At 72.5% G+C, this 13,044-nt stretch carries 8 protein-coding genes; 3 read left to right on the top strand and 5 right to left on the bottom strand.

All coding sequences use genetic code 11. The features are described from left to right. Positions 1 to 81: 81 nt before the first annotated feature. Entirely contained in the window at positions 82 to 1,092 is a 1,011-nt protein-coding gene (locus tag ACFU5F_RS08550) for a Gfo/Idh/MocA family oxidoreductase (RefSeq protein ID WP_383883857.1), read from the top strand. Positions 1,093 to 1,180: 88 nt separating this feature from the next. Here ACFU5F_RS08550 and ACFU5F_RS08545 read toward each other — a convergent pair whose 3' ends face one another. Beyond that, positions 1,181 to 2,194 carry a LacI family DNA-binding transcriptional regulator gene (locus ACFU5F_RS08545; RefSeq protein ID WP_383884146.1) on the bottom strand — a complete coding sequence of 338 codons (1,014 nt, stop codon included), beginning with the start codon at positions 2,192 to 2,194 and terminating at the stop codon, positions 1,181 to 1,183. A gap of 296 nt (positions 2,195 to 2,490) precedes the next feature. Here ACFU5F_RS08545 and ACFU5F_RS08540 point away from each other — a divergent pair, with 296 nt between their 5' ends. Next, positions 2,491 to 3,456: a glycoside hydrolase family 6 protein gene (locus ACFU5F_RS08540; RefSeq protein WP_383883854.1), complete on the top strand. Its 966-nt coding sequence runs from the start codon at positions 2,491 to 2,493 to the stop codon at positions 3,454 to 3,456. Positions 3,457 to 3,562: 106 nt separating this feature from the next. On the opposite strand, the gene ACFU5F_RS08535 is transcribed toward ACFU5F_RS08540, so the two are convergent. The 3 genes from ACFU5F_RS08535 to ACFU5F_RS08525 all read right to left on the bottom strand — a co-directional run bounded on the left by ACFU5F_RS08535 (position 3,563) and on the right by ACFU5F_RS08525 (position 9,082). After that, positions 3,563 to 4,441 carry a C40 family peptidase gene (locus ACFU5F_RS08535; protein ID WP_383883852.1) on the bottom strand — a complete coding sequence of 293 codons (879 nt, stop codon included), beginning with the start codon at positions 4,439 to 4,441 and terminating at the stop codon, positions 3,563 to 3,565. Between the two features lie 187 nt (positions 4,442 to 4,628). After that, on the bottom strand, positions 4,629 to 8,537 hold the full coding sequence (locus tag ACFU5F_RS08530; protein WP_383883849.1) for a helix-turn-helix domain-containing protein: 3,909 nt from the start codon (positions 8,535 to 8,537) through the stop codon (positions 4,629 to 4,631). Between the two features lie 176 nt (positions 8,538 to 8,713). Further along, positions 8,714 to 9,082 (bottom strand): hypothetical protein, encoded by a 369-nt coding sequence (locus ACFU5F_RS08525; protein ID WP_383884144.1) that lies wholly within the window; start codon positions 9,080 to 9,082, stop codon positions 8,714 to 8,716. A gap of 320 nt (positions 9,083 to 9,402) precedes the next feature. Here ACFU5F_RS08525 and ACFU5F_RS08520 point away from each other — a divergent pair, with 320 nt between their 5' ends. Further along, positions 9,403 to 10,773: a glycoside hydrolase family 43 protein gene (locus ACFU5F_RS08520; protein WP_383883846.1), complete on the top strand. Its 1,371-nt coding sequence runs from the start codon at positions 9,403 to 9,405 to the stop codon at positions 10,771 to 10,773. A 106-nt stretch (positions 10,774 to 10,879) separates the two neighbouring features. Here the strand turns inward: ACFU5F_RS08520 and fusA are convergent, their stop codons facing one another. Then, the gene (gene fusA / locus ACFU5F_RS08515; RefSeq protein WP_383884142.1) at positions 10,880 to 12,949 is read right to left on the bottom strand and encodes an elongation factor G; all 2,070 of its coding nucleotides are present in this window, start codon (positions 12,947 to 12,949) and stop codon (positions 10,880 to 10,882) included. Positions 12,950 to 13,044 lie beyond the last annotated feature (95 nt).

Raw genomic sequence — 13,044 nt, 5'->3', positions numbered from 1 at the left:
ATATCCGCACGTACCAGCACACATCAGCACACACACCCGCACCGTCTGCACTTTCTGCACTTCTCGAAAGGGACACTCGTCATGCGCATTGGCATCCTGGGGCTGGGCCGCATCGGCGCCTTCCACGCCGGCACCCTCGCCGGGCTCGACGTCGTGGAGGAGCTGGTCGTCTCCGACCCGCTGGCCGCGGCCGCCGCCTCCGCGGCCGAGAAGTACGGCGCGACCGTGGCCGACTCGCCCGAGGCCGTGTTCGCCTCCGGCATCGACGGTGTCGTGGTCACCGCCGCGACCGACGCGCACCCGGGGCTGATCCTGGCCGCGGTCGAGGCGGGCATCCCGGTGTTCTGCGAGAAGCCGGTGGCGAAGACGATCGAGGAGAGCCTCACCGTGCTGCGCGCGGTCGAGAACAGCGACGTGCAGGTCCAGATCGGCTTCAACCGCCGCTTCGACGCGGGCTGCGTGACCGCGCGGCAGGCCTTCCTCGACGGCGAACTCGGCGAGCTGCACACCGTACGCTCCACGACCCTGGACCCGGCGCCCCCGCCGGCCGGCTACGTGGCGTCCTCGGGCGGCATCTTCCGCGACTGCGCGGTGCACGACTTCGACGTCGTCCGCTGGGTGACGGGCCGGGAGGTCGTGGAGGTCTACGCGACCGGCGGCAACCGCGGCGCGGCGTACATCGAGGAGGCCGGCGACGTCGACACCGCCTCCGCGCTCCTCACCTTCGACGACGGCACCATCGGCGTCATCTCCAACTCCCGCCACAACGCCCGCGGTTACGACGTCCGCCTGGAACTCCACGGCATGAAGGACAGCATCGCCGCCGGCCTCGACACCCAGCTCCCGCTGCGCTCCGCCGAGCCGGGGGTGACCTTCCCCGCCGGCCCCCCGCACAACTTCTTCATGGACCGCTTCGCCCCCGCCTACCGCGCCGAACTCACCGCCTTCACCGAGGTCGTCGCCGGCACCCGCACCTCCCCGTGCACCGTCGCCGACGCCATCGAGGCGAGCTGGATCGCCGAGGCGGCGACCCTCTCGGTGGCCGAGCACCGGCCGGTGCGGCTGGACGAGGTGCGCGCGCAGGCCGGCTGAACGGCCCGGAGCGAAGGCACCGGGCTCGGGGCGAACGGGGGCCGCGCGACCGGACGGACGTCCCGTGCTGTCGCGCGGCCCCGCCGTGTCAGGTGCTGGAGCGCACGACCAGGTGGGTGGGCAGGATCAGCGGGGTGGGATCCTGGCCGTCGATCAGCGCCACGAGCATGCGCGCCGTCTCCCGTCCGAGGGCGGCGATGGGCTGGTGCACGGTGGTGAGCGGCGGATCGGCGATCCCGGCCACCGCCAGGTCGTCGAAACCGACCACGGCGACGTCCCCGGGGACCGCCCGCCCCGCCCGGCGCAGTACCCGCAGCGCCCCCGCGCCCATGTTGTCGCTGGCGGCGAACACCCCGTCCAGGTCCGGGTGTTCGGCCAGCAGCGCGGTCATGACGGCGGCGCCGCCGGACTCGGTGAAGTCCCCCTGGCGGGGCGGGAACGGATCCAGCCCGGCCGCCAGCATGGCGTCGCGGTAGCCGCGGTACCGGGCACGGCCCGCCTCGGTGTCCAGCCGCCCGCAGATCGCGGCCACCCGGGTCCGGCCGCGCGCGAGCAGGTGCTCGGTCGCCTCGCGGGCCCCGCCGGCGTTGTCGACGTCCACGTACCAGCGGGGGGTTGGCCCGACCGGGCGTCCGCCGAACACCACGGGCAGGTCCGTCTCCTCGGCCGCCCGGGCCAGCGGGTCGCCCTCCCGCAGCGCCATCATCATCACGCCGTCGGCGCCCCTGCAGCGGAACAGGTCCGCCACCCGCGCGCGGCCCCGGTCGGAGGCGGCCAGACACAGCATCAGGTGCAGGCCGGCCTCCTCCAGCGCGGCCGACGCCCCCACGATGACCTGGGCGAAGAACGGATCCGCGAAGATCGACGGTTCCTCGCCGGAGACGACCAGGGCGGCCGCTCCCGTCTGCCGGGTGGCCAGGGCGCGAGCGCTCGGATTGGGGACGTAGCCGAGCTGCCGGACGGCCCGCTGGACCGCCTCGCGTTTCGAACGGCTGACGTGCGGCGCGTTGTTGAGGACCCGGGAGGCCACGGACCGGGAGACCCCGGCGTGTTCGGCCACGGCGTCGAGCGTGGGCTGCCGGCGTGCCGGTTCCGTCACCATGTCCACGAGCCCCTCTCCCCCTGGCCCGAAACTGGGAGCGCTTCCGGCCACAAGGACGGTAGGGCGTCGAACTCGCCCTGTACAGAGGCAGGTTCACACTCGGACCCTTGACAGTTCTCCCAGCCGGTCACACGATACCCACCACACCCCGAAGGTTCTGAGCGCCACTGGAAGCGCTTCCGGTTGGGAGCGCTCCCACCATCCGGGGACCGTCCCACCACCGCACTTCCTCAGCGCGTCGCACGCTCGGGACGAGAGCGCGTGACGCCTCCCTCACAGGAATTCGAGGTGATGTCATGCGCCGCATGCTCCGGGTCCTGACGGCAGCGCTCTGTGCCCTGCCCCTGGCGCTCGCCGCCGCGCCGTCCGCCCACGCGGCCGACCCGACCACCATGACCAGCGGGTTCTACGTGGACCCCGACTCCAGCGCGAAGCGATGGGTCGCCGCCAACCCCGGCGACGGCCGGGCGTCCGCGATCAACGCCTCCATCGCCAACACCCCGACGGCCCGCTGGTTCGGCTCCTGGAGCGGGGCCATCGGCACCGCGGCGGGTTCGTACGCGGGCGCCGCCGACAGCCGGGACAAGCTGCCCATCATGGTCGCGTACAACATCTACCACCGCGACTACTGCGGCGGGCACTCCGCCGGTGGGGCCTCCTCCCCGTCGGCCTACGCGAGCTGGATCAGCCAGTTCGCCGGCGGGATAGGCAACCGCCCGGCCGTCGTCGTCCTGGAACCGGACTCCCTCGGGGACTACGGCTGCATGAACCAGGCCCAGATCGCCGAGCGTCAGAACATGCTCAGCGGCGCGGTCTCCCAGTTCGCCCGCCAGGCCCCCAACACCTGGGTCTACATGGACGCCGGCAACCCCGCCTGGACGGACGCCGCGACCATGGCCCGGCGCCTCCACGAGGCCGGTGTCCGGCAGGCCCACGGCTTCTCGCTCAACGTCTCCAACTACCTCACCACCGCCGAGAACACCGCCTACGGCAACGCGGTCAACAGCCAGCTCAGCGCCCGCTACGGTTACACCAAGCCCTTCGTCGTGGACACCAGCCGCAACGGCAACGGCTCCAACGGCCAGTGGTGCAACCCCTCGGGCCGCCGCATCGGCCCCGCCACCCAGCTGGGCGGGGGCGCCGAGATGCTCCTGTGGATCAAGGTCCCGGGCGAGTCCGACGGCAACTGCGGCATCGGCGCCGGCTCGTCGGCGGGCCAGTTCCTCCCCGAGGCCGCCTACAAGATGATCTACGGCTACTGAATCCGGACGCCCCGGACCACGAAAGCGCCCGTACGCCGACACGGCGTACGGGCGGGGTGGCGCTCGCGCAGGTGGCCGCCCCCCGACGGTCACCGGCGCGAGTGCGTCAGGTGACGGGGGGCACGTCCTTGCAGTCGGGGACGCCCGCCAGCCAGGCCGGGCCCTTGATGAAGATGTTGGTGACCCACGCCTTGTAGTCCGGCAGGTAGGACCAGACATCGTTCTCGTAGCCCTCCGCCTTCACCAGCTCCGCGTGCTTCTGGCAGTACACGCGGATGGTGGTCGAGTACGGGAAGGCGTAGACGCGGCGGGCGTCGATGCTGGGCTGGGCCTTGGTCCAGACGCCGGTGCCCCAGGTCTGGTGGATGTTGCCGGTGGGCGTACCGGTGTTGACGCGGACGGCGCCGAAGTAGGTGCTGCCCAGGCGGACGTCGCTCACCATCAGCTTGGTGCCGGACTGCCTGGCTTCGACCATCTTGCCGGCACCGAGGTAGATGGCGATGTGCTGCATGTCCGTCGAGTCCTTGCCGTAGGCGAGGAGGTCGCCCGGCAGCAGCGGGGCGAGACCCTGGGCGGCGGTGAAGCGGGCGGCGGCACGGTGCGTGTAGAACTGCTGGCTGGCGACGCCGTTCAGGATGTCCGTGCCGCCGGCGGCCTGGGCGTAGGCGTACCGGACGAGGCCGGAGCAGTCGAAGCCGCGCCGCTCGGGGTCGTGTTCGCTGGCCGGGTCGCTGGGGTCGACCTGCCCGTAGGTGGCCCCGGGTGTGGCGCCGTGGCCACCGCCCCAGGAGTACCAGGTACCGGCGGCGACCTCGGCGCAGGCCACGGCGACCGCCCGCTCGGCGGCGGCCGAGGCGCCCGGCGCGAGGACGCCACAGCCGGCGGCGGGAGCGGCCGGAGCGGCCGAGGCCGCGGACACCGGCGCCCACAGGAGCAGCGCCATGAGCGTGATCAGTGTGCGGATGACATTGGTCCGGCTCACCATGCCGGAACCCCCGTTTCCTGTTGGTCTGGATGAACTGGCGGTGGTGGTCGGGCAGCAGCCTGGCCGACCACCACCCCGCGCGTCGAGGGTCAGGTGTCGCCCCGTCGGGACGGGCAACGGGAAACACCTGGGAAACCCCCGCCGAGCAGGGAGCTTGCCGAACGGCTCGCTCGTCGGTGTGTGTCGCTCAGCGGCCCCCGCACCCTGACGACTCCGTCCGTACGGGCACCCCGGGCAGCAGAGTCGCGCGCTCCTCGGGGTCGATGCCGACGCGCAGCCGGCAGATGTCCGCCAGCCGGGCGCCGGGGTCGAGGTCCCACAGCCGTACGGTGCCGTCGGTGCTGCTGCTGGCCACGGTCCGCCCGTCGGGGGCGAAGTCGACGCCCCACACCGCGTTCGTATGACCGGTGAGGGTCGCCCACGGCCGCCGTCCGTCGACGTCCCACAGGCGTACCGTGCGGTCGTTGCCGCTGCTGACGAGGGTGCGGCCGTCCGGGCTGAAGTCCACACCGCGTACCGAGCCCGAGTGGCCGGCCAGGGCGGTCTCGAAGCGCCGGTGCCGCACGTCCCACAGGCGTACGGTCCCGTCGTTGCCGCTGCTGGCGAGGGTGCGGCCGTCGGGGCTGAAGGCCACCCCCCGCACCGCGCCCGAGTGGCCGGTCAGGGAGGCGAGTTCGCGACGCGAGGCGACGTCCCACAGCCGTACGGTCAGATCGTCGCCGGCGCCGGCCAGGGTGCGGCCGTCGGGGCTGAAGGCGACATCGTTGACGAAGTCCTTGTGGCCGCCGAGCACCCCGAGCTGCCGGCGCTTCGCCACGTCCCACAGGCGCACGGTGTGGTCGGCTCCCGCCGAGGCGAGCGTCCGTCCGTCGGGCGAGAAGGAGACGGAGAAGACCTGTCCCCTGTGCCCGGCCAGCTTCTTCAGCTCCTTGTGCTCCGCGACGTCCCACAGCCGGACCGTGCCGTCGGAGCCCGCCGATGCCAAAGTCCCCCCGTCGGGCGAGAAGGCCACCGAGAACACGGTCTCGGCGTGCCCTTCCAGCGCCGCCACGAGGGCGTGCGTCCGCGCGTCCCACAGCCGTACGGTGTGGTCGGCGTCGGCGGTGGCCAGCAGTTTCCCGTCGGGGCTGTAGGCGGTCTGCCAGACCTCCGTGAACGGACGTGACGTCAGGACGGCCCCGCTCAGGTCCCACAGGACGACGGACTGGTCGAAACCGGCCGTGGCCAGCCGGGCTCCGTCGGAGGTGACGGCCACCCCGAGGACGTAGTCGGTGTGTCCGGCGAGGACCAGGGTCTGCCGGCCGCTGCGCACGTCCCACAGCCGGGTCGTCCCGTCGCCGACCGCGCCGACGACCGTCGTGCCGTCCGGGGTGAAGGCGACGTCGTTGATGTCGTCGCTGCTTCCCGTGAACGTGTCGGTCAGCCGCCTGTCCCCGACGTCCCACAGCCGTACCGTCCGGTCGACGCCGGCGGAGGCCACCGTCCTGCCGTCCGGCGAGAACGCGACGCCCAGCACCTCGTCGGCGTGCCCCTTCAGGGCGTCGGCGAACCGGGCCCGGTCGGTGTCCCACAGCCGTACGACCCGGTCGGTGCCGGCGGAGGCGAGCGTCCGCCCGTCGGGGGCGTAGGCCAGCGCGTTGACGTCGCCCTCGTGGCCCGGGAGGGTGTCGGTGCGCCGGGGCCGGGCCCCGGTGTCCCACAACTGGACGGTCCCGTCGGCGGCGGCGACGGCGAGCGTTCCTCCGCGCGGGTCGAAGGCGACCGCCCGCGCGCCCTTCGTGGCCTTCGAGAGCACTCCGGTCCGGCGATGGCCGGTGGTGCTCCACAGGGTCACGGGCCCGTCGGTGGACGTGACCGCGAGCGTCCGGCCGTCGGCGCCGAAGGCGACGGAGCGCACGCGTCCGGGCACCTTGAACCGGGCGAGGACGCGGTGGCCGTCCGCGGTCTCGCGCAGGACGACCGTGCCGTCGGAGCTGGCCGTCGCGAGGCTGCGGTCGTCGGGCGCGAAGGCGACCTTGTTGACGGGGCCGCGGTGTCCGTCGAGCCGGGCGGAGAAGGGCTGTGACTGGGTGCTGAGCAGCGCGCCGCGGGCCTCGGCGGTGGGCGCGGTGCGGTAGGCCTCCTCCGCGAGGAGCATCGACGCCTCCGGCCGGCCCCCGGCGAGGGAAGCGGAGCGCGCGGCGAGGGCCTGGGAGCGGGCGACGCGTTCCTGGTCGAGGGCGCCCTCGCGCTGCTGGTAGGCGAGCCCTCCGGCGGTGACGGCGAGGCCCAGCAGCACGGCGAGCGTGGCGAGCATGGACTGCCGCAGCCGGACCTGTCGTCTGGCCTGTCGGCGGCGCCCGTCCTCCTCGGCCTGACTGGCCCTCAGGAACGCCTCCTCGTCGGGTGCGAGCCGGCTCCAGCCGTCCGACTCGTCGGCCCACGCCCGCACGGTGTCGAGGCGGGTGCCCCGGTAGAGGGCGGAGGGGTCGCGCCGCTCGCGTTCCCATTCACCGGCCGCGTGGGAGAGCTGCTGGTGGAGGAGGAGGCCCGCCCGGTCGGCGTGGATCCAGCCGCGCAGCCGGGGCCAGGCGTGGAGCAGCGCCTCGTGGGTGATCTCGACGGTGTCGCTGTCCATGGTGATGAGACGGGCCCGGACGAACGCGTCGAGCGCGGCGGCGGCCCCGTCCGCGTCGCCGAGCCGCGCCATCAGGGCGTCCCGGCTCATCCGGCGGCGGGTAGCCCCGGCCCCGTCCATGACGAGCACCAGCCGGGACAGGATGCGGCGGATGGTCTTCTGCTCGGCGGGATACAGCCGGGCGAACACGTTCTCGGCGGTGCGGGCGACCGCCCCCTGGATGCCGCCCGCCCGTTCGTACCCGTCGACGGTCAGCGCGGCGTGCCGGCGCCGCTGCCAGGTGGCGAGCAGCGCGTGGGAGACCAGCGGGAGCGCGCCGGAGGGTGTCTCGTCGGAGCCGGCCACGGACACCCCGGGGCCGGTGTCGGGATCGTCGCGGAGGCCCGCGTCCCGCAACAGCAGCGGGACCAGGCCGGGTTCGAGGGTGAGGCCCGCGAGTTCCGCCGGGCGGGTGATGGACTCGCGCAGTTCCGCCACGGTCATCGGGGACAGCACGAACAGTCCGCCGGTGAAGACGGGGGCCAGCTCGGGCAGGCCCAGACAGCTGCCGGTGAAGTCGGCGCGGACCCCGAGCACCACGACGGCCGCGGCGTGGCCGTCCGGCGCCGGCCCGGCGGTCGCCAGGGCGTGGAGCGCCCGGACGAAGGCACGGCGTTCCTCGTCCTCGGAGCAGAGGGTGAACAGTTCCTCGAACTGGTCGACGATCAGGACGGGGCGAGGGGGCGGGGGCCTGCGGCCTCCCGGGACCGTCGGTGGTTCGTGTGCCGCCGCGCGTACGGCGTCGAGCAGGGCGGCGGGGTCCTCGCGCACCTCCTCCGGGGTGACGCCGAGGTCTCCGCCGAGCGCTTTGGCGGTGCGTTCCAGCAGCTCGTCCAGCGGCCGTGAGGTGGGGGTGAGCAGTACCACCGGCCAGCGGTCGGCGCCGGACATCGGGAGGTCGCCGCGCCGCAGTGCGGGAACGAGACCGGCGTTGAGCAGGGACGACTTGCCGGCGCCCGAGGGGGCCACCAGCATCAGCGGTCCACGGCCGATCTGTTCGAAGATCCGTTCCACCAGTGCGGCCGTCGCGCGTTCCCGGCCGAAGAACCATTCCGCGTCCTGCGGGGTGAACGCCGCCAGTCCGCGGTAGGGGCACACCCCGCCCGACTGCCGCTGCCCGGCCTCGGGTTCGCGTTCACCGTCCCGGGGCGGGGCCTGCTGCACCAGGCGCAGCAACGCGCCCTCCGCGCCGAGGACCTGGTCGCAGAGGCGGGCGACGTCGACCGTGGCGCGTTTCGTACCTGTCTCGATCTTGCTGAGGTAGCCCTTGCTGTAGTGGGTCCGGCGGGCCAGGTCGGTGAGCGACAGTCCGCGTTCGTGCCGCAACCGGCGCAACTGGGCGGGGAAGGACTGCTGAAGGGGGAGAGAAGGCGTGGTCGGCGCGGTCCCGTCCCGGTCGTCGCGGTGATCTGGGTCAGCTCCGAGCTGCGGGTCCCCCAAGGCGTTCCCCCAAGGCAGTGCGGCCGTGTGACGGCGGATGCCCAGGTTACTGTCGGGTTGGTGAGTGCAGCCAAATCTTTCACCCGGAGTGGCGAAAACACGACGTCCGGAACCGCGGGCAGATGCGGTTCCGGACGTCGTGTCGCCGCGCCTCGGCGCCTCGTGGCGCCCGAGGGTTACGGGTTGAGGCGGATCGAGTTGATCGGCGTCATGTTCTTGTCGATCGACCAGCCTCCGCCGGGGAGGTAGCCCTCACAGCCCGTGCCGTTGTACCCGGTGCAGGTCTGCAGGGTGGCGCCGCCGGTCTGGTTGTTGATGATGCGGTGGATCCCGACCATGTTGCTGAGGTTGTGGTAGCCGTAGTTGTAGTACTTGTGCGACGGCACGTCGTTGTTCCAGCCCGCGTTCTCCGGGTAGATACAGACGTACCCGTCCGGGCAGCCGTGGCGGGTGACGGCCTGCGCCTGGGTCGCGGTGGCGGTCACCACCGCGCCGGCCGCCAGTACCAGTGCTGCCGCGGTCCGCATCGTCTTGAGCTTGCGCATCGTTCCCCCTTGGTCGTGGGTCTTGCCGTGTGCTGTCGACATCAGAGTTGCCCCCCTTGCCGGGAGGGGTCGACGGGTTTCCTGTTGCCCTCCTGTGAGCCGCCCGGGAAACCGGACATGACCTGGGGAAACACCCGACCGGAGGCAACGCCGCCGGTTCGCGCGGAGGACAAACGGAACCTCGCCTCGCACAAACCCTGCGCAATGCATTGACGCGAACATGCCCCCCTCTTATCTTCTGATCGAACTTCCGCACAAGAGCCGACATTTCGAACAACATCCCACGCCTCAGGGCAGTTCGCGCACAGACGGGACGAGCGTTGAACACAACCCGCAGGGCGGTCATCGCCCTCCTCACCTCGGTGGCCGCCCTGCTGGGCCTCACCACCGCCGTCGCCTCCCCGGCCGCAGCCGCCCACCCGGCCGCCGGGCAGGCGACGCGCTACACGATGACCGCGTTCACGAACAGCAGCGAGTCGAACATGTACGTCTACGACTCGCCGGACGCGACCGGCTTCACCCTCCGCAAGGGGCCCGCGTACACCCCGCCCTCCGGCCTGATCCGCGACCCCAGCATCTTCAAGCACACGGACGGCTACTACTACCTGACCTACACCACTCGCACCTGGTCGGCGCTCTCCACCACCATCGGCTTCGCCCGCTCCACCGACCGCCTCAACTGGACCTTCCTGTACGACTACACGGTCCCGATCAGCGGTCTGCAGCGCGCCTGGGCGCCCGAGTGGTTCGTCGACACCAACGGCAGCGTCAACATCATTCTGTCGGCGTCCGTCGCGGCCGACGGCGAGTACATCTTCAAGCCGTACAAACTGACGGCGACGAACTCCGCGCTCACCGCGTGGTCCTCCCCGGCCGTGCTGTCCGGCATCGGCCCGAACTACATCGACACCTTCGTCGTCAAGATCGGCTCCACCTACCACGCGTTCACCAAGAACGAGACGACCAAGTACATCGAGTACGCCACCGCCTCCAGCCTCACCGGCCCGTACACCATCCGGAGGACGGGGAACTGGGCCGGCTTCGGCTCCGGGATGGAAGGCCCGGCGCTCGTGCAGCTCGACAACGGGGGCTGGCGCATCTACTACGACGCCTACGGCGCCGGGAAGTACTGGTACAGCGACAGCTACGACACCTTCGCCACCTGGTCGGCCCCGGTCGAACTGCCCGGCCTCACCGGCTTCGTACGCCACCTGACCGTGCTCAAGGAGACCGTCTCCGGCGGAGTCACGCTGCCGGCCGGCACCACCCGGTCCCTGCAGTCCGTCAACTACACCGGCCGCTACGCCGTGGCGCGCTCCGACAACCTCGGCTACGTCGATCCGGTGACGTCCTCCAGCACCACGGCGGTCAGGCAGAGCGCCACCTTCACGGTCGTGCCCGGTCTCGCGGACGCCAACTGCTACTCCTTCCGCACCTCCACCGGCCGCTATCTGCGCCACTGGGACTACCGGATCCGCTCCGACGCGGACGACGGCACGGCCGTCTTCGACAAGGACGCCACCTACTGCGCCCGCCCGGGGACGACCGCCGGCTCGGTCCGGCTGGAGTCGTACAACTACCCCGGCCGCTACATCCGCCACTACAACTACGAACTGCACCTGGACACCTACCAGGCCACGGACACCTTCCGCGCCGACAGCTCCTTCACTGCGGTGAGTCCCTGGGCCTGACCCCGTTGAGTCCCTCCGGCGTCCGAGGAGCGGGGTCCGGGGCGGAGCCGCGGATGGGACGGGCAAGGGTGGCGGGGGCGAGGAGACTCCCCGCCCCCGCCACCTCCTAACCCACCGCCCCCGGCGCCCGGACGTACCCCGCCGGCCGAGCCGTGAACGTCCCCCGCCCCTGCGTACGGCTGCGCAACCGCGTCGCATACCCGAACAGCTCTGCCAACGGCACGGTCGCCGTCACGACCACCGACCCGCCCCGGGCCACGGAGTCCGACACCCGCCCCCGCCGCGCGGCGAGATCCCCGAGCACGCCACCCACGGCTTCCGCGGGCACGGTCACGGTGACATCGGCGACCGGCTCCAGCAGCCCCATCACCCCCACCCGCATGGCCTCCCGCAGCGCGAACCGCCCGGCCGTACGGAACGCCATCTCCGAGGAGTCCTTGGAGTGGGTCGCCCCGTCGGTCAGGGTGACGCTCAGCCCGGTCACCGGGTGACCGCCGAGCGGCCCCTCGGCGAGGGCGTCCCGGCAGCCGGCCTCGACCGCGCGGACGTACTCCTGCGGCACCCGGCCGCCGACGACGGTCGAGCGGAACACGAAGCCCGTCGCGGCACGGTCGCCCTCCGCCTCCAGGGACGCCACGTCGAGGACGACATGGGCGAACTGCCCCGCCCCGCCGTCCTGTTTGACGTGCCGGAAGACCAGACCGGACACCCCGCGCACGACCGTCTCACGACAGGCCACCCGAGGCCGGCCGACGGTGATGTCCAGCCCCTGGCTCCGGCGGACCTTCTCCACCGCCACCTCCAGATGCAGTTCGCCCATCCCGGACAGCAGGGTCTGGCCGGTCTCGGGGTCGGTGCGGACGACCAGCGAGGGGTCCTCCTCGGCCAGCCGTGCGAGGGCCGTCGCGAGCCGGTCGGTGTCGGTGCTCCGCCGTGCCTCGACGGCCACCGACACCACCGGGTCGGCGACGGACGGGGGTTCGAGGAGCAGCGGCGCCGCCGGCGCGCACAGGGTGGTCCCCGCGCGGGCCGACTTCAGCCCGACGACCGCGACGATGTCCCCGGCCGTCGCCTGCTCCAGCTCGGCGTGCCGGTCGGCCCGCACCCGCAGGATGCGCCCGATCCGCTCGGTGCGCCGCGTGCCCGCGTCCAGCACGGTGTCCCCCTTCCGGATCGTTCCCGAGTACAGCCGCAGGTAGGTCAGCCGTCCCGTGGCCGTGGCGCTCACCTTGAACGCCAGTGCCGCGAGCGGTTCGGTCGCGTCGGCGGCGCGCTCCCGCTCCGTGCCGTCGTGCGTGCCGCGTACGGGAGGTACGTCCAGCGGCGAGGGCAGGTACGCCACGACCGCGTCGAGCAGCGGTTCGATGCCCCGGTTGCGGTAGGCGGAGCCGCACAGCACGACCACGCCCTCCCCCGTGCGGGTCAGGTCGCGCAGCGCGGCGGCCAGCGTCCGCGCGGAGAGGGTGCCCCGCGCGCAGAACTCCTCCAGCGCCGTCGGATGCAGTTCCGCCACCGCCTCCTCCAGCCGCCGCCGGCGCAGTTCCGCCTCGTCCCGCAGGGCCTGCGGCACCGGGCTCTCCTCGGCCGCGGCGCCGTCGTCCGCCCAGACCAGCGCCCGCATCCGGAGCAGGTCCACGACGCCGGTGAACCCGTCCTCCCTGCCGATCGGCAACTGCGCCACCAGCGGCGCCGGATGGAGCCGCCGCCGGATGGACTCGACGGCCGTGTCGAGGTCGGCGCCCGCGCGGTCCAGCTTGTTGACGAAGGCGATGCGCGGTACGCCGTGCCGGTCGGCCTGCCGCCACACCGACTCGCTCTGCGGCTCGACGCCGGCGACCGCGTCGAACACGGCGATCGCGCCGTCGAGCACCCTGAGCGAACGCTCCACCTCGTCGGCGAAGTCGACGTGGCCGGGGGTGTCGATGAGGTTGATCCGGTGCCCGTCCCAGGCGCAGCTCACGGCTGCCGCGAAGATGGTGATCCCGCGATCGCGTTCCTGCGGATCGAAGTCGGTGACGGTGGTGCCGTCGTGGACCTCCCCGCGCTTGTGCGTGGTGCCGGTGGCGTAGAGGAACCGCTCGGTGACGGTGGTCTTGCCGGCGTCGACATGGGCGAGGATGCCCAGGTTGCGGACGGCGGTCAGAGGGTTGGCGAGGGTGTCGACGTTGTTGCGCACGGCCCGTGGCCTTTCAGCTGAGCTGTTTCGGGGCAGCGCGATTCCCGTACGGGTACGGCGGACGGCGGGAACGTGCGCGCGGACGGAGCTGTCGC

This window comes from Streptomyces sp. NPDC057438 (assembly GCF_042802995.1).
Taxonomy (GTDB): Bacteria; Actinomycetota; Actinomycetes; order Streptomycetales; family Streptomycetaceae; genus Streptomyces.
This window is presented reverse-complemented; position numbering and strand designations above follow the sequence as displayed.

Excerpts from the sequence above, each read along its gene's own strand:
- ACFU5F_RS08550 (WP_383883857.1), top strand. The coding sequence starts at position 82 with ATGCGCATTGGCATCCTGGGGCTGGGCCGCATCGGCGCCTTCCACGCC.
- ACFU5F_RS08545 (WP_383884146.1), bottom strand. The coding sequence starts at position 2,194 with ATGGTGACGGAACCGGCACGCCGGCAGCCCACGCTCGACGCCGTGGCC.
- ACFU5F_RS08540 (WP_383883854.1), top strand. The coding sequence starts at position 2,491 with ATGCGCCGCATGCTCCGGGTCCTGACGGCAGCGCTCTGTGCCCTGCCC.
- ACFU5F_RS08535 (WP_383883852.1), bottom strand. The coding sequence starts at position 4,441 with ATGGTGAGCCGGACCAATGTCATCCGCACACTGATCACGCTCATGGCG.
- ACFU5F_RS08525 (WP_383884144.1), bottom strand. The coding sequence starts at position 9,082 with ATGCGCAAGCTCAAGACGATGCGGACCGCGGCAGCACTGGTACTGGCG.